General features: G+C 28.3%; 15 protein-coding genes. 1 reads left to right on the plus strand and 14 read right to left on the minus strand.

The features are described from left to right. Nucleotides 1-5: 5 nt before the first annotated feature. Both yqfD and JNUCC81_RS14275 read right to left on the minus strand, forming a co-directional pair. A complete protein-coding gene (gene yqfD, locus JNUCC81_RS14270; RefSeq protein ID WP_454094092.1) occupies nt 6-1,298 on the minus strand; it encodes a sporulation protein YqfD in 1,293 nt (430 codons plus the stop codon). Between the two features lie 12 nt (nt 1,299-1,310). Beyond that, nucleotides 1,311-1,547 (minus strand): YabP/YqfC family sporulation protein, encoded by a 237-nt coding sequence (locus JNUCC81_RS14275; protein WP_208331558.1) that lies wholly within the window; start codon nt 1,545-1,547, stop codon nt 1,311-1,313. A 244-nt stretch (nt 1,548-1,791) separates the two neighbouring features. On the opposite strand from JNUCC81_RS14275, the gene JNUCC81_RS14280 reads away from it, so the two are divergent. After that, nucleotides 1,792-2,796: a hypothetical protein gene (locus tag JNUCC81_RS14280; RefSeq protein ID WP_454094093.1), complete on the plus strand. Its 1,005-nt coding sequence runs from the start codon at nt 1,792-1,794 to the stop codon at nt 2,794-2,796. Between the two features lie 68 nt (nt 2,797-2,864). Here JNUCC81_RS14280 and JNUCC81_RS14285 read toward each other — a convergent pair whose 3' ends face one another. From JNUCC81_RS14285 to JNUCC81_RS14340, 12 genes are all read right to left on the minus strand, one after another. Then, nucleotides 2,865-3,362, minus strand: a complete 498-nt coding sequence (locus JNUCC81_RS14285) for a TspO/MBR family protein (RefSeq protein WP_454094094.1) — start codon at nt 3,360-3,362, stop codon at nt 2,865-2,867. A gap of 191 nt (nt 3,363-3,553) precedes the next feature. Then, the gene (locus JNUCC81_RS14290) at nt 3,554-3,997 is read right to left on the minus strand and encodes a GatB/YqeY domain-containing protein (protein ID WP_208331561.1); all 444 of its coding nucleotides are present in this window, start codon (nt 3,995-3,997) and stop codon (nt 3,554-3,556) included. A gap of 27 nt (nt 3,998-4,024) precedes the next feature. Continuing rightward, nucleotides 4,025-4,204: a 30S ribosomal protein S21 gene (gene rpsU, locus JNUCC81_RS14295; RefSeq protein WP_021125460.1), complete on the minus strand. Its 180-nt coding sequence runs from the start codon at nt 4,202-4,204 to the stop codon at nt 4,025-4,027. A gap of 161 nt (nt 4,205-4,365) precedes the next feature. Further along, nucleotides 4,366-4,716, minus strand: coding sequence for a histidine triad nucleotide-binding protein (locus tag JNUCC81_RS14300; RefSeq protein ID WP_454094095.1), 351 nt, complete (start codon nt 4,714-4,716; stop codon nt 4,366-4,368). A 42-nt stretch (nt 4,717-4,758) separates the two neighbouring features. After that, nucleotides 4,759-6,060, minus strand: a complete 1,302-nt coding sequence (mtaB, locus tag JNUCC81_RS14305; protein ID WP_454094096.1) for a tRNA (N(6)-L-threonylcarbamoyladenosine(37)-C(2))-methylthiotransferase MtaB — start codon at nt 6,058-6,060, stop codon at nt 4,759-4,761. Further along, nucleotides 6,061-6,813, minus strand: coding sequence for a 16S rRNA (uracil(1498)-N(3))-methyltransferase (locus JNUCC81_RS14310; protein ID WP_454094097.1), 753 nt, complete (start codon nt 6,811-6,813; stop codon nt 6,061-6,063). It lies immediately after the preceding gene. A gap of 8 nt (nt 6,814-6,821) precedes the next feature. Continuing rightward, a complete protein-coding gene (prmA, locus tag JNUCC81_RS14315) occupies nt 6,822-7,760 on the minus strand; it encodes a 50S ribosomal protein L11 methyltransferase (protein ID WP_454094098.1) in 939 nt (312 codons plus the stop codon). Between the two features lie 242 nt (nt 7,761-8,002). Next, nucleotides 8,003-10,330: a glycoside hydrolase family 31 protein gene (locus JNUCC81_RS14320; RefSeq protein WP_454094099.1), complete on the minus strand. Its 2,328-nt coding sequence runs from the start codon at nt 10,328-10,330 to the stop codon at nt 8,003-8,005. A gap of 72 nt (nt 10,331-10,402) precedes the next feature. Beyond that, nucleotides 10,403-13,435 carry an endo-beta-N-acetylglucosaminidase gene (locus tag JNUCC81_RS14325; RefSeq protein WP_454094100.1) on the minus strand — a complete coding sequence of 1,011 codons (3,033 nt, stop codon included), beginning with the start codon at nt 13,433-13,435 and terminating at the stop codon, nt 10,403-10,405. A 120-nt stretch (nt 13,436-13,555) separates the two neighbouring features. Beyond that, nucleotides 13,556-14,461, minus strand: a complete 906-nt coding sequence (locus JNUCC81_RS14330; RefSeq protein ID WP_454094101.1) for an ROK family protein — start codon at nt 14,459-14,461, stop codon at nt 13,556-13,558. Between the two features lie 30 nt (nt 14,462-14,491). Continuing rightward, the gene (locus JNUCC81_RS14335; protein ID WP_454094102.1) at nt 14,492-15,871 is read right to left on the minus strand and encodes a glycoside hydrolase family 1 protein; all 1,380 of its coding nucleotides are present in this window, start codon (nt 15,869-15,871) and stop codon (nt 14,492-14,494) included. Nucleotides 15,872-15,964: 93 nt separating this feature from the next. After that, nucleotides 15,965-17,239 (minus strand): glycoside hydrolase family 125 protein, encoded by a 1,275-nt coding sequence (locus JNUCC81_RS14340; protein ID WP_454094103.1) that lies wholly within the window; start codon nt 17,237-17,239, stop codon nt 15,965-15,967. Between the last annotated feature and the right edge of the window lie 15 nt (nt 17,240-17,254).

Here is a 17,254-nt window from a genome sequence, read left to right on the forward strand (position 1 = left end):
GATAATTAATTTTCATCTTTAGTATCATTTTGCTCTTTACTATTATTTTTATCCTCAAATTCATTTCTTATATCATTTATTGGTCTTTTCCCCGGATTTGAAGGAAGTGGTTCTTCTGTATCAGTAGAATTATCTTGTTCTTTTATTATCTGTTCTGCCTCTGACTTACTAAGAGGATAAAGTTTTGCTATATTTTCAGACGCTTGAACTGTAATTCTATACTCTAATATATTTTTATTAACTTTATAATCGTGATCTACATCTACTATTCTTGCAGAAGCTGGTATTATGTATTCTAGTTCTTTTAATACATTCTCAGAAAGTTCTTTTTTAAGTTTTTCTTTATCTTTTTTAACTTTAACATTCTTTGTTTCATAGAAAGTACTTACTTTTATTTTTAAAGGAAAAGTATAGTCTCCAATAGAAAGTTTATGTTCTTTATTTTCAATAACATAATTATTATAGTTTATATTTCTTCTTATTGTATAGTTTTTATCATAAAAGCTTATACTATATACTTTTTTACTTTCTCCAGTTTTTTCTTTTTCTACATCTTCATAGCTTGCACTTTTTGAAACCTCATAAAATGTGCTTGCCCATACTTCTGGTACTGATTTCGTATTTGCTCCATTTAAAAGAACATCACCTTTTTGAACTATATCTCCAACGTTTACAATCTGACTTCCACTTCTTGGTATTACCTTTTCTATTATACCATTTTTTTGAGCTATTATATTACAATAATTTGATTCATCCGTTGACTTTAAACTCTCATCTTTTTTTGTTACAGTTACAAATATATTTGTCCCTTTAACATTTATAGATACATATGCTACTTCATCAAATGCTAACATTATTTGATCCCTTATTTCTTTTCTATCTATATTCTTCTTATAGACACCAGGCTTAAGTCCAGCATCGTATAGTTCTTTCCTTAATGATTCTTTTTTTATACCTTCTGGAACTTGTATGTATATATCCGTTACAAACTGAGATGTCATAATTAAAAGTGCTAAAGATATAATAGCGAAAACCCATAAACCTTTATGCTTATATATTCTTTTTATTAGGAATGGCAAACCTGTTTTTTGTTTGACCTTAACATCATAGTTACTACCTCTATATACTTGTTTAAACTCCTTCATATCCTGCCTATCCACACTAAACTGAATTTTATTACTATTTATTCTGGTAACATCATATACCTTTATTCCATTTCTCATAAGGTGATTTAAAAAACGTTCTACACCTATTCCCTCTACAGTTATTACATAATATCCTCTTATGTAACTTATCAATTCAATCTCCTCCTAATCTGTATACTCTACACTATATATAATTCCTTTTATTCCTATTTCCCCATCAGTAATATATTTTAGTGAAAGTTTATCTCCCGATATCTTAATTGACTTTACTTTAGTTTTTATTTTTATTAAATCAGTTTCATAAGTTATTATAGATAAGTAATTTTCCACACTTACAAATGTATTACCTACAATAGTTACTGTGGGTTGGTTTACTTGCAGGTCAGTTGATATATCTACCATATCCATATCCCCCCTTAATATATTTTATGTTCATGATTTTTCTTAAATTACTTTTTAATCCTTAAAATTGATATATACTACATCTTTATTATATTTTTTATATATTATAAATTTTATTTAAATAATAGCTTACTAATTACTATTTTTTATAATACTCTCTTATTTAAATATGTGTGTAAACTTATATATATGTTTAGAATAAAATAAGAATATATCAATAAATTTTATTAGAAAGGATGGTTACATGAAAAACACCTTTGTGAATATAATTCAAAAATGTATATGCGTAGACTTTTTACTAAATACATTAATAAGTTCAAACTCCTATCAATACTTGAATTTCTTATCTGATATGAAAAGTGAGAACTTAAGAAACATTAAGGTTATATGTCATTTGTATGAATATATTTCATATGAGCGGTTAAGCATAGATGATATAGATCCTTTAAAACTCAAAAAATCCAATGAAGATAGACTACACAAATTGCTCAAATTTAACTTTAATATATTATCTGAGCTTGAAGACTTAAAAAAATGTTCTTTTAATCCTTATTCTTTTAGACTTGTACAAGGATTAATTAATAGTTATCTTAATTTCATATCCTTTATACACTGCTTTTGTCCAATTACACAAAACGAAAAACGTAACTTTGAAATAAACAATACTACACCTTATTTTAAGATAGATTCTCATATACTTAATTACCGCTTTTTTTATATGGTAAGTGAATACAACAATGAAAATATACCTAAAGATATTTCAATAGACTTTATTAGAGATATTTCAATAGATGCTATTGATTTCTTTTTTGATTACTCTTTACTAGATAATATAATTTCTTCTGAACAATACGAAATTTTTTTTGAGAATAATCCCGAAAATAAGTTTTATCAATTCTTTTTTAAATCAAATGATAAATCTTTTAAAATTAGAGTTATGGATAAAGATCCATCTGTTTTTTATATGTCCCAAATTTCAGATAATTTTGTTGAAATTGCTCCATCTATAGATAAAAATGACGCTATAAATTTTGCTAATGATTACATTAAAGAAAAATTTAAAGATGTGTACTCTGATTTAGTGCTTGATGAGAGCTATACAAATACTTCAACATATATGGATACAATTGAAAGTTATAAACTTAAATATAATTATAAAGGTGATAAGGGTAAGATAAATCTTAATAAGGGTTTGTATATTACAGTGGATGCTAGATATCTTAATATAAAGGAAATATCATTATTTTAAATATCATTACAAGACTATTATTAATTACTTAAAAATAAAAATACTGAGCATATCTCAGTATTTTTATTTTATCTATTTATTGTCCATATAAAGTAATTTAAAAATAATGCATAAAAAGTCCATAGAAGATATGGTATGTTTAAATATGCAGCTTTTTTATTTAATTTGTAGAATTTAAAAATCATTATTATTATTATTATTATCATAATAATTAAATCTGCCATCGCTGTAAACCTTAAATCTAGTCCAAAAAACAGTATACTCCATAAGAAGTTAAGAGCTAGTTGTAGCCAATAATAAAACATAGCGTCTTTAACTTTAGTAGATTTATAATCTTTTTTCATAATAATATATGAGGATATCCCCATTAGTATGTAAATTATAGTCCAAGCTATAGGAAACATAAAACTTGGAGGTGCAAATCCTGGCTTTATTAATTGAGAATAAGATGTAGCTATATCGACTCCTGAAAGTATTTGTGATATAAAACTACTAGCATAGCCAATTGCTAGTGGTATTAATATACTTATTAGAAAATTTCTAACTTCTTTTACTGATATAATCAAAATTTTCCCCTCTTTCATATTCTTATTTAATTAATAAATATGTACAAGACTATATCATTATTCCAAGTTTTACTTTCATTATTTATAAATTTAATTACTATAAAACTATACGTTATCATATTACTTACATGTTCACTAAAATATTTCCTAATACATAAAAAAGCCTAGAGATTTCTCTCTAGACTTTTAATCTATTGTAAGTTAGCCTTAACCAACTCATTTATAAGTTTGCCATCAGCTCTTCCTTTTGTTTTCGGTTTTATAGCTGACATTATTTTTCCCATATCTTTCATAGAAGTTGCTCCAACTTCAGATATAGTAGATTTTACTATTTCATTTAATTCTTCTTCGCTTAATTGCTGAGGTAGGTACTCTTTTAAAACTTCGATTTCAGCCTCTGTTTCCTTTACTAAGTCTTCTCTATTAGCTTTTGCAAATTCAGTTAAAGCATCCTTACGTTGCTTTAATTGCTTAGAAATTATATCAATAATTTCCTCATCGCCAAGTTCAACTCTATTGTCAATCTCGTATTGCTTTATAGAAGCTCTTATTAAAGTTACTACAGACTTTTTAACTGTATCTTTGTTCTTCATTGAAGATTTTAAATCTTCTTGTAACTTTTCTTTAAGGGACATTCCCTTCACCTCTTTATTTCTTTTTTACTATTTCTTAGCGTTTTTTCTTCTTGCAGCTTCTGCTTTTTTCTTACGTCTAACGCTTGGCTTATCATAGTGCTCTCTTTTTCTAACTTCAGACATGATGCCAGACATTGCACATGAACGCTTGAATCTTCTTAAAGCGCTGTCTAATGTTTCATTTTCTCTAACTCTTACTTCTGACATTTCTTTTTCCCTCCCTCCGATAGCGCGAATTATGCTGGGACTGTAACTACGATTATATCTGCATAATATGCATTACAACCTCACACTTTGTTTATTATAAACTAATCTTTTATTTTTTTCAAGTATTTTTATTTAATAAGATTTTAATTTTTAAATTTAGACTATTTTTTCTCTATTTCATACATAGGTAGCTTTTTGCCAGCTAATATATGGTAGTGAACATGCTTAACTTCCTGTCCGCCATCTTCTCCACAGTTATTTATAATTCTAAATCCAGTTTTATTAAATCCTTTTTTATTAGCTATCTTATTAATTACATTATGAATATGTCCCATGATTTCCATTTCATTTTCAGGTATGTCTACTACACTTTCATAGTGTTTTTTGGGTATAACTAATATATGATATGGAGCTACCGGATTTATATCATTAAATGCTAAAACTAAGTCATCTTCATAGACTTTACTGCACGGAATTTCTCCCTCTATTATTTTACAAAATATACAACTCATTTTAATTCCTCCCCATATAAAATTTCTCTATAGTTCTATATACTATACTACTATTCCTTCTACATACTGGTCTTTAACATTAGTTATCTTAACTTTTAGTATCTCGCCTTGTATGTCTTTTTCACTTGGAACAACTACTCTTATATAGTTAGTAGTTAAACCTTCATACATGTTATCAACTACACTTTGTTCAAATAGTATTTCTAGTTCTTCACCTATAAACTTAGATGCAAACTTATTAAAGTTTTCTTTGTTTAAATTTAAAAGCTTATCACTTCTAAATTGTTTCATTTGTGGATCTATTTGATTATCCATAGTTGCAGCTGGTGTACCTTTTCTTGGAGAATATTTGAATATATGCATTTGAGAAAGCTCTATATCCTTTAAAAATTCATAAGTCTTATTGAATTCATCATTAGTTTCCCCCGGAAACCCTACAATTACATCAGTAGTTATTGCCACATTAGGTATATTTTCTCTTAATCTATCTACTATAGCCTTATATTCCTCTGTAGTATATCTTCTATTCATTCTTTTTAAAGTTTCATCACATCCACTTTGAAGTGATAAATGATAGTGTGGGCACACTTTTTCCATTTTCGAAACTTCGCTTACAAACTCATCAGTAAATAAAACTGGCTCAACTGAACTTAATCTTATTCTCTTTACACCTTCAACTTTGTTTATTTCTTTTATTACATTTAATAAATTTATTTGTTCATCCCTTAAGTCTTTTCCATAAGAAGCAACATGTATTCCTGTCAAAACAAATTCTTTATATCCATTACTTACTAATTTGTTAACTTCTTCTAATATACTCTCTAAACTTCTACTTCTTACCTTACCACCTCTAGCATAAGGTATTATACAGTAGCTACAAAATCTATCGCATCCATCTTGTATTTTCATAAATGCTCTAGTTTTTCCATTAGATTGGCTTATTTCTATTTCTTCAAAGGCTCTAACCTTCATTATATCATCAACTGTACTTACTTTTTTACTTGCATCTATTTTTTTAATTTCATCAACTATGGTTCTTCTTTCATTAGTTCCCATTACTAGGTTTACTTCTTCAATATCTAATATTTCTTCTGGAGATACTTGAGAATAACATCCAACAACAGCTATTATTGCATCTGGGTTTTTCTTTTTCATCCTTCTTATATATTGACGTGATTTTCTATCACTCATATGTGTTACTGTACATGTATTTATTACATAAACATCTGCAAATTCTTCACTATCAACTTGAGTATAACCTTCTTTTTTAAACATCTCAAGCATTGCTTCTGTTTCATATTGATTTACTTTACACCCTAGTGTATAAAAAGCTACCTTTTTCACTTATACTCTACCTCCTATGTCACTTAGTTCATATAAAACTATTGACGACGCTACTACTGACGCTGTCTCTGTTCTTAATATTCTTGGCCCTAAAGAAACGACTTGTCCTTTAATTTCTTCTATAGATTGAATTTCACTTTCTTCAAATCCGCCTTCCGGACCTACAAAAACACCTATGTTATTTATATCTACACCTTTTATGGCTTTTTTAATCGATTTTGTTCTTTCATTTTCATAAGGAGCTATATTTAAGTCATTCTCTTTCATATCTTCTAAGGCTTCTTTAAAACTTAATATACCTCTTAACTTAGGTATCTTCCCTCTTTTACTTTGTTTAGCTGCTTCGTATATTATTCTTTCCCAACGCTCAATTTTTTTATCTTCCTTTTTATCAGAAACATTAACTACACTTCTCTTTGTTTGAACTAGTATTATTTCGTCTACTCCAATTTCTGTAAGTTTCTGAAGTATCATTTCCATTTTAGGACCTTTTGGTAATCCTTGATATAATTTAACTTTTAAATCTGATTCTCTTTTTATATCAATATGTTCTAATATATCTAAAGTAACATTATCTTTATCTATATTAGTTATTTCACATATATATTCCTTATTATCATTATCGCATATTTCTAATTCTTCTCCGATTTTACATCTTAAAACTTTAGATATATGTTTAACATCTTCACCTTCAATGATACATGTGTTATTTTCAAGGTTTATATTTTTCTTTTCTACAAAAAATCTATCCATAATTTCACCTACTTAAGTTTTGATACTATAGCATTCCACTCACCTAAAGATTGAACTTCGACTATTTCAAATCCATTCTCAACTAGGCTAGTTTTTACTTCATCAACTTTAGCATGTATTATACCTGATGATATAAATACTGCGTCATCTTTCATAAAGTTAGCCACATCTTTAGCTAATATTTTTATTATATCTGCTATTATGTTAGCCACTACTATATCTGCTTTATCTTTTATAACTTCTGTTAAATTTCCATGAAGTGCAACTATTTTATCTTCTACTTTATTTAATTCTATATTTTCTTTAGATACTTTTACAGCTACTTCATCTAAATCAACAGCTGTTACTTCCTTTGCTCCTAATTTTGCTGCAGCTATTGCAAGTATTCCACTTCCACAACCTATATCAAACACCTTTGAATCTTTTTTAACATATTTTTCTAATTGTTGTATGCACATACTTGTAGTTTCATGAGTTCCTGTACCAAAAGCCATACCTGGATCTAATTCTATTATTAAATCTTCTTCTTCAGCTTTATATTCTTCCCATGTTGGTTTTACAACTACTCTTTGACCTACTTTTGTTGGTTTGTAGTAGTTTTTCCATTCATTAGCCCAATCTTCTTCATCAACTTGAGAAAGCTCAACTATTGCATCTCCTATATCTATTCCAAACTCTTTTAGTCCTTGTATCTTCTCTCTTATTAAATTTAAGTCTTCACTTACGTCTCTTTCTTCAGTTATGTAAGTTTTTATTATAACTCCATCATATCCACTATTGAATATCTCTTCTTCTACAAAATCCCAGTCATACTCATTTTTCTTTTGGAATTTAAAGTCTTTAGGGTCTTCTATTGATACTCCACCTACATTTTGTTCATATAATATATTAGTTATGGCTTCAACTGCTTCAGTTGTAGTCTTTATTGTTATTTCAGCCCATTTCATTTATTAAGCACCATCCTTATGTTTAATTGTCTTATTTTCATAAATTTTATTATATCATAATTATTATTGTCTTTAATATCATTCTTTAATCTATTTTACAATACCCTACAATTATAACTCTAAATGTAGCATATAAATATAAATACTTTAAAATTAAAACTACCTCTTTCCTTTAAAATACAAGAAAAAGGTAGTTTTATATACTATTAATCTATAGCTTTTTAAATAGTTGTTATATTATTTTATTTCTTAGAAATACTAAAGTTCATTAGCTTTTCATTATAATTTAATATAATTTTACCATAATCTATTCCATTGATGTTTATATTACAGCTACTATACTTCTTACTATATCCATTATTAATTAGTTCAATATTAATAATTAGTTTATCTTCATTTTCTACAGATATCTTGTATAAATTATATTTTCCATTTCTATAATCAAATGACTCTCCATCATCTTGATAATGAGTATACTCAAAATTATTTTCATCTAAGTATATATCTAAAACTAAAGTATCTATTTCTTTTTCACCTATATAATTTATTTGAGGGAGATTTGGTATTATGCTTCCTGATTTAATATATATTGGACATATATCTATTGGAGTTTCTTTTATTATATACTTTCCACCTTCATACACTTCTTTCGTCCAGTAATCTATCCATCTACTCCCTTTTGGTAAATATACCATTCTAGCCTTTTTACCTTGTTCAAGTATTGGAGCTACCATTATATTTTCACCACAAAGGAATTGGTCGTTTATTTCATATGTTTTTTCATCATTTTGATAATGTAGTAAAAGAGGTCTTATTAGAGGAAGTCCATCCTTTTCTCCTTTATAAAAATTATCATATATATATGGAAGTATCTTATATCTTAACTTTACATATTTTCTATAAATATCTTCTGTCTTTTTATCAAATGCCCAAGGTTCTTGATCTCTTGAATAAATTGTTGTGTGATTTCTAAATAATGGAGTAAATGCACCAACTTGAACCCACCTACTAAGTAACTCCGATGTAGCATCATATCCAAATCCACCTACATCTGTACCACAAAATGACATTCCACTAAGACCTAAATTCATAAGCATTGGCACACTCATTCTAAGGTGTTCCCAAGTACTTTGATTATCTCCAGTCCAAACTGTGGAATACTTTTGCGTTCCTGAATAACATGCTCTTGTTATTACAAAAGGTCTTTTATCTGTATGTTTTTTTATTCCTTCATATGTAGCTTTACTCATCATATGTCCATATACATTATGAATCTCTTTATGGTCTAAAATATCGCCATCTTCATTAAATTTGATATCATCTGGAAGTGGCCCATTGAAACTTGCTGGTTCATTCATATCATTCCAAACTCCAGCTACTCCATCCTCAAGAAGTATTTTTTGATTATTTGACCACCAGTTCCTAACTTTACTATTCATAAAATCTGGAAAAACAGAATTACCTGGCCATACCCAGTTAGTATATGTTATTCCATTTTTATCTGTTGCAAAATATCCATTTTTTAGACCTTCATCATATATAGAGTAACATTTATCTACCTTAACACCAGGGTCTATTATTGTAACCAACTTAAATCCATTTTCTTTAAGATTTTCTATCATTTTTTTAGGGTTTTTAAATTTATTTTTATCCCATGTAAATACTCTAAAATCATCCATATACTCTATATCTAAGTATAGTGCATCACAAGGTATATCTTTTTCTCTAAATTTATTAGCTATATCAACTACATTACTTTCAGGACAATACGCCCATCTACACTGTTGATATCCTAAAGTCCATAGCTGAGGAAGTGGAGTACTTCCAGTTAAATATGTATATCCTTTTATTACTTTATCAACACTTGGTCCATATATAAAATAATAATCGATGTTTCCATCTAATGACGCAAAGTAATAATAATTCGAATTTTCTTTTCCTAAATCAAAATGAGATTCAAAAGTATTATCAAAGAAAATTCCAAAAGCTTCTTTACCTTCTAAAGTTATAAAAAATGGTATTGATTTATATAATTTTTCATATGTTTCACCATGAGGAGTTGGGTCATCTGTATTCCAATTAATATAATGACACCCTCTCTTATTTAAATGACCCGTTCTTTCACCAAATCCATAAAAATACATCTCTTCTTTTAATTTTTTAGGGATAAATACCTTGTATTCTACATGATCTGTTGGTTTATGTCCTTCCTGCATGGCTATATCTAATCTACCCGCACAGTTTTTTATAAATGGTTCCCTATCTCCCCTATAGTCTTGGCATATCAATTTTCCATTTTTATTGTATATATCTGTTTTAAAGTTATCATATACTCTTATAATTAAATCATTAGTTTTTATCTCTATATATAATTCTTTATTTGTAACTTTAAATTCGCATTTTTCTATCTTCAAATCTTCAATTGCTTTAGACTTTCTCTTCTCCCTTAATGTAGGCACAAAAAAGTTTACTATATAAGAATTTATAATTTCTATTTTTACATCAATATTTTCAAATTTTATATTTACAATATTATCTTTAATGTTATAATCTTTTATTTTTCCAAACATGTCATTCCTCCACTATATAACCTTATAAGCTGATGCATAATATACATCAGCTTACTTAAGTATTTAAATTATTTAATTCTCTTTTACTATTTCAACTTCTTCATTTACTACTTTCGGATTTTTTAAATTTTCAAAAGATGTTTTTAAATCAGATTCAACTTTTAATATTTCTTCCTTTTCTACTTCCACTTTATCTATCACTTCTTTAGCTTTTCTTAATATAGATTCAAAGCTTTCATCTTTTATTCCTAAATTTTTATATTCTTCCTCTATTTTTTGTATAGTCTCATTCAATTGATATAAAGATTGTTTATTATCTATAACCGTAACTTTATTAGCGTCTAAACCTAATACTTCTATTTCATAAATTCTAGTTGCTCCACCTGATCCTTGTTCTGATTTATTTATTTTAACTCTTACATATCTTGCTAATTCATAGTTTAAATCATCTTTAGATACTGCATCAGTATTTCCTTTTATATCTTTTAATTGAGTCCATGTTTTTGAATCCTTGCTAACTTCTACAGTATACTCAGATGTATTTAAACTTCTAGCTTCTCCACCTGCTTGTGCATGGCTCATTCTTAGTTCCTTTATAGTCATTTCTTTCCCTAAGTCAACTTCTATCCAGTTACCTTTTTCTCCAAATGCACACCACTTACTATTTAATTTTCCATCAAATGCAAATTTAGCAGCTTCCCCATCATTAACTTGGGTATTGGCTTTTGCTTCTTTGTTTAGGGCTAAGTTTGAAAGCCCACCTTTAGCTTGATTACTTACAACTATAAAATCATCTTTTTTATTAATAGTTTCTCCTGCTGGATTTGATACTATTTGAGTTATAGAATACACTCCTGGTTTATCAAATTTAACAGTTACTTCTTCACCACTTAATTCTTCATTTTTATGTAGTCCTTCGATTTTCCAGTTAATACTATTTTCAGCTAATGATTTATCAGTTAAAGTTATTGTTTCTCCTGGCTCTACAATTGGTGAGCTAATTTCAAAATTAGCTTTAGGAGTTTCAAGTTTTGGCCACTTAACATTTACTTTTGCTTCGTGTTGTGGGTTAGTTTGGTTAAGCTTACTTACTGGTTTTACTATAAAAGTTGACTGTGTATCTAATGTAAGTTCTCTTTCTATATTGCTTACATAGAATGCATTTGTTGGAGTTGCTCCTATTAGTTTTTTATTTCCTTTACTATCTTCTATGTATATTTCATAATGACTTATATCATTACTTCCTTTATCCCATGTTAATCTAACATTTCCATAATAATTATCTATAACTTTAAAATCTTCTACTTTTAAATTAGATATTTTAGAAACATCATTACCTTTATTTCCATCTGTTATAGATAGTTCACCTAAATTTAATTTATATTTAGTTGACCTAGATTTTCCTTCTACTACTAAAGATATTTCCTCTAATTCTTTCCCTGCAAATTTACCTAAAGAAGCTTTAGCTTCACTCCACTCTCCATTTTGCTTAGTATCTAAATTTACAGTTTGTTTTTTATCATCAATAACTAACTCCAACTTTAATTTAGATTTATCATTAGTTGATTTGTACTTTAAAGCTATCTCAGTATTTGAAGTTAAATCTAGTTCTGAAGCATATAGTTTTATAGTACTTTTTCCACCATTTTCTAACTTACCTCTAAGCGCTATAGAGTTTCCTCCATAGAAACTATCAGTATAATCTACATCTGCACTTAAGTTATTTTTCTTATTATCTATTACCCATCTATAAGTTGGCATTACATCCATCATGCCTCTATGGTTCCATTCATCATCTGAAACTTGCTTTCCATTTACATTAAAGAACTTACCATTACCCATAGAGAAATTTGTTACAAATGGTAAAGATGTTACAGGAGATTTTTCTACTATGTAGTTAGATATACCTTTCCAATCGTCTTCACCCTTTTCCCTTGGATCACCACTTTCATTTACCCAGAACTTATTCTCTTTTGCCAAAAATTCGTCAAAATCTTTTGATGAATCATAAGTCCATGAAGGGCAGTATAATCCTAAAGATGTATTTGCATCTTGACCTTTTGGGAATAAATAATCCCATTTAATTTTTGTATTATATCCGTCAGCTTGTACATCAACTCCTGCATATAAGTCGTATGGGCTTCTTTTCATTCGCTTAGCAAGCTTAGCTGATTCTTTTAACTCTTTACCCGTTACAGTATAAGGAATTCTATTTTGAGTATTTTCAGGATCTACAGCTCCATACTTTTCATTAGTCCACCAGAAATTTAAAAACATACCATCTGATAACGTTTTCTTGTTAGTTCCTAAAAAATTCTTATTATATTCGTTTAATCTGTTTTGCCAAAATACTCTACCATCATCTATCATAGAATCATACCAAATTATTTCCATATTATCAGGCTTTATCTTTTGTAAATATTCTAAAAATTCTTTCATTAACTTTGCTAATTCAGGTTTAAGAGTTTGTCTATCTCCAGTTTCCTGATTTATAAACCATCCATCAAAATTATAGTACTTTGCTACTTCAACTAACTTATCAGCCATTGGGAATGTTCCATCTTTACTCTTTTGTAAAAATTCTTCCATCCATTCATATCTTCCTCCATATTCTAATGGTGGGAAAAATACTGTTCCTAATACTGGAACTCCATTAGTATGAGCTGAATCTATTAAATCTGCACTCGGACTTAATATTAGTCCTTCACCACCAGATCCTCCCCATGCTACTAACGTATCTATATATTGCCAATAACTAAAGTTATATCCATCGAATGTATCTTTTCCTTGAGATGGAGTAGAGCTAGTTGTTTTATTAGCTATAGCTAAAGATATAACTTTCGCATCTTCACTTTGAGATTTTTTTAATTTTTCCCCATCTGTTCTTTCTTGAAGAGGTACCGTTCCAACATTAAACTTTGCATCTTTGTCAGTTTGTGGACTCCATTTTAATAATTCATCTGGATACCAGTAAGATGAAAATGGCTGTCCTGTTTTTTCCTGTTCTTGTATATCTGAGTCTAATATTGCATAACTTGTACTTGGTATAGCGCTAAAAAGCATCATTGCAGCTATTGCTGATGAAATAAACTTTCTGTGTTTCATAGGTTTCCTCCCCATATTGATTATTTTATATATTAAAGCGAATTATATTTATCATTTATAATTCGCTTTTTCTAACTTAAAACCAGCAACATATTTCTATTGTATTTTTTATAGATAAACCTAGCTACTTGAAGTTTCTATCTTATATTTATTAATATAATTATATAAAGCTCCTATTTTACCTGAGTCATTTTGGAATTTACAAGTATCAATTTCGACAGATTTTAGAATATCTTTATTTAAAAGTTCTAATTTTTTCTCTATATTTTCAATTAAATCATCTCTTACACTTAATCCTCCGCCAATTAAAACCTTCTCTGGCGCAAAACTATAAACAATATTATAAATTCCTATTGCTAATGAGAAATAAAAATCTTCTATCAACTTTTGGACTTCTACATCTCCATTTTGTGCTAATTCAAAAACTTCCCTACCATCTAGGTTAGTCCCCTTAAGATTATTGACTTTTGATACTAGATTGTATGTTGAACCTAATCTACTAAAAGTTTTATACTCTAAATTTTCTAATTCTGATATTCTATGTTCTAATATATTTATCCCAAATTCTCCGGCCATACCTCTGTGTCCCCTATATAATTGGTTGTTTATAAATACTCCTCCACCAATTCCTGTACCTATAGTTATACATACAAAGTTTTTATTATCTATTGCATTTCCCATATATTTTTCAGCCATTGCTACACAATTAACATCATTATCATAAGAACAATGAAGTCCTGTATGTTCTTTTATGTACTTGTTAAGATACATATTTTGAAGGTCTGTTACTTGTCCCATAAAATGAATATATCCATCATCGTCAATACCACCAGGAACGCTCATAGCTACACCTTCAATATCGTATAATGTTTTATATTCATTTATTATATCTACAAGTATCTTTTGCGTTTTCCCTTGACCTTGATTAGGTGTTTTTAAAGAATTAGAAACTATCATATCTCCTTCTTTATTCATTAAACTATATTTTATAGATGTTCCTCCAATATCAAAAACTATATAATACATATGTCCCCCACATTTTTAACTTTATTTTTATTAAAATCCGTTATTTTCTATAACTTCTTTAAACCAATAAGCGCTTTTTTTAGGTGTTCTTTTAAAATCGTTATTTATATCAACTTCTATAAATCCATATCTGTTTTTGTAAGCATTTAACCAAGACCAGTTATCCATAAATGTCCATAAGTGATATCCTTTTAAATTACATCCTTCTTCAAGCGCTTTATGAGCCCATTTCAAATGTTCACTTATAAACTCTATACGATAATCATCTTCTATTTTTCCATCTATCTTAAACTTTTCTTCACCTTCTACACCCATACCATTTTCAGATATGAAAAATGGTGTATTTTTATAATTATCTCTAATATTTATAGCTAAGTCGTAAATACCTTTTTCATATATCTCCCAACCTCTATGAGGATTTATTTTCTTCCCAGGCATATCATAAAAATCAAAGAATGATTCTGGTGTTAAAGGTTCTCCTTCTTCAATCTTACTTTCCTTAGCCATTACTCTTCTTGGCTGATAGTAGTTTACTCCTAATAAATCTACTGTGTTATTTTTAATTGCATCTAAATCTTCTACTGTAAACTCAGGCATTAAATTTTGTTCTTTTACAAATTCTATTAATTTCCCAGGAAATTCCCCTAAAACAGACGTATCTAAGAATGACCTATTTAGTATTAAATCAGCTATATTAGATGCTTTTAAGTCCTCTTTACTATTACTTCTTGGGTATGATGGTGTTAAATTTATTATTATTCCTATTTCTCCACCTTGATTTAATTTCTTATATTCCATAATAGCTAATGAACTAGATAACATTATATGATATCCAACTTGTACTGCTCTTTTAAAATCAACTACACATGGATAATGGTAATGACCTAAATACCCGCATTCAACTGGAACTATCGGTTCATTGTGAGTAAACCATTTTTTAACCCTATCTCCAAATAGCTCAAAACATTTTTTAGCAAAGTTTTGATAACAAGTTACAACCTCACGATTTTCCCATCCACCTATATTTTGTAAATACATAGGCATATCAAAATGGAATAAATTTATAAATGGTTCTACATTATTTTCTATCATAGTATTTATTACATCATTATAAAATTTAACTGCATTTTCATTTACACTTTGGTCTTCATTTATAAGCCTAGACCAACTTATAGAAAATCTAAAAGAATTGTGTGAAAAATCTTTCATTAACTTTATATCATCTTTATATTTATAATAAAAATTACTAGTATTATGAGGTCCTATATTATTGTGAAATTTTTCTGGTTCTATTTCATACCAGTAGTCCCATATATTTTGTTCTTTCCCGTCAATATTATATGCACCTTCCATTTGTGTTGCCGATGATGCACTTCCCCACCAAAAATCATTTGGAAATTTATAATTCATGTTAACTCCTCCATAAAATTCACTTCATTAAATTAATCGATTTATATTATTAAAAAAGCTATATAACTATAGCTATATAGCTTTTTATAACTTTTATTTTTTAACTTTTATTCCACAGTAATCTAAAACTAATTCACAGAGCATCATATTTGCCCAAGAGAACCAATCTCTAGTGAATTTATTTGGATCATCTGGATGGAACCCTTCATGCATTAAATATGTTCCTGCATCTGTATTCTTCATAATTTCTAGTAATTCTTTCTTTTTATCCATATCATTAGTTGTTAAACCTTGCATAGCAAGTGATATATGCCATATATAACCTTCAGGAGTATGAGGGCTTCCTACACCTGATGCAAATTTTCCTATATGGAACTCTGAATTTTCAGTGCTTAATATGAAGTTTCTAGTATTAACATATTTTTCATCATTTATATCTGCATATCCTAAGTATGGTATAGCTAATAAACTCGGAAGATTTGCATCATCCATTAGGTTATAATTACCTAATCCGTCTACTTCATATGCATATATTTCTCCACATCTTGGATGATTGTAAACTGCATGCTTTTGTATTCCTTCATTTATTTCATCACTTAATTCTCTTGCGCATTTAGATAGTTCACCATCATTTAATATTTCTTTAGCGATTTCATCGATATAATTTAGTACTACTACTGCAAACATATTAGATGGTACTAAGTAGCTATATTGGCATGCATCATCACTTGGTCTAAACCCACACCAAGTCATTCCTGTTTCTTTATGCATTGGCCCTTTACCACTTCTTGCTAATGTATCTAATTGACGACAATCAAGTCTTTCAAATATATATGGAGAGTTTTCTTCATGATTTTGTTCCACTTTCCACAAATCAATTATTGTATGTGCTGCCTTTTTAAAAGTTTCATTAAATTGAGTTGTTCTTCCCGTATTTTTATATAATAAGTAACTTAATTGTATTGGGAAACATAAAGAGTCTATCTCATATTTTCTCTCCCATATTTCAGGCTTCATATTGGTTAAATCACTTTGATGCCCCATACCATTTGCATCTTCATTAAATGCATTTGCATATGGGTCAACTAGTATATATCTAAATTGTCTTTCAACTAACCCTTCTATCATATTAGCGATTTCTTCATCTTCATTAGCTAAAACTAAATATGGTCTAATTTGGCATACAGAGTCTCTTAACCACATAGCTGGTATATCCCCTGTTAATACATATGTTGTACCATCATTCATTCTTTTAACAGTTGTATTTATAGTATTTAAGAAACATTTTTCAAACATTTCTCCTAGTTTTACATCATCTTTTAGCTTATCTTTCACTTCTTGTACTAATACATTTATTGAGTTATACATTTTGTCCCCCTATAT

The sequence above is a fragment of the Faecalimicrobium sp. JNUCC 81 genome (assembly GCF_053667625.1).

Excerpts from the sequence above, each read along its gene's own strand:
- JNUCC81_RS14275 (WP_208331558.1), bottom strand. The coding sequence starts at position 1,547 with ATGGTAGATATATCAACTGACCTGCAAGTAAACCAACCCACAGTAACT.
- JNUCC81_RS14280 (WP_454094093.1), top strand. The coding sequence starts at position 1,792 with ATGAAAAACACCTTTGTGAATATAATTCAAAAATGTATATGCGTAGAC.
- JNUCC81_RS14300 (WP_454094095.1), bottom strand. The coding sequence starts at position 4,716 with ATGAGTTGTATATTTTGTAAAATAATAGAGGGAGAAATTCCGTGCAGT.
- JNUCC81_RS14335 (WP_454094102.1), bottom strand. The coding sequence starts at position 15,871 with ATGAATTATAAATTTCCAAATGATTTTTGGTGGGGAAGTGCATCATCG.
- prmA (WP_454094098.1), bottom strand. The coding sequence starts at position 7,760 with ATGAAATGGGCTGAAATAACAATAAAGACTACAACTGAAGCAGTTGAA.
- JNUCC81_RS14330 (WP_454094101.1), bottom strand. The coding sequence starts at position 14,461 with ATGTATTATATAGTTTTTGATATTGGAGGAACATCTATAAAATATAGT.
- JNUCC81_RS14340 (WP_454094103.1), bottom strand. The coding sequence starts at position 17,239 with ATGTATAACTCAATAAATGTATTAGTACAAGAAGTGAAAGATAAGCTA.
- JNUCC81_RS14320 (WP_454094099.1), bottom strand. The coding sequence starts at position 10,330 with ATGTTTGGAAAAATAAAAGATTATAACATTAAAGATAATATTGTAAAT.
- JNUCC81_RS14325 (WP_454094100.1), bottom strand. The coding sequence starts at position 13,435 with ATGAAACACAGAAAGTTTATTTCATCAGCAATAGCTGCAATGATGCTT.
- rpsU (WP_021125460.1), bottom strand. The coding sequence starts at position 4,204 with ATGTCAGAAGTAAGAGTTAGAGAAAATGAAACATTAGACAGCGCTTTA.
- JNUCC81_RS14310 (WP_454094097.1), bottom strand. The coding sequence starts at position 6,813 with ATGGATAGATTTTTTGTAGAAAAGAAAAATATAAACCTTGAAAATAAC.
- JNUCC81_RS14290 (WP_208331561.1), bottom strand. The coding sequence starts at position 3,997 with ATGTCCCTTAAAGAAAAGTTACAAGAAGATTTAAAATCTTCAATGAAG.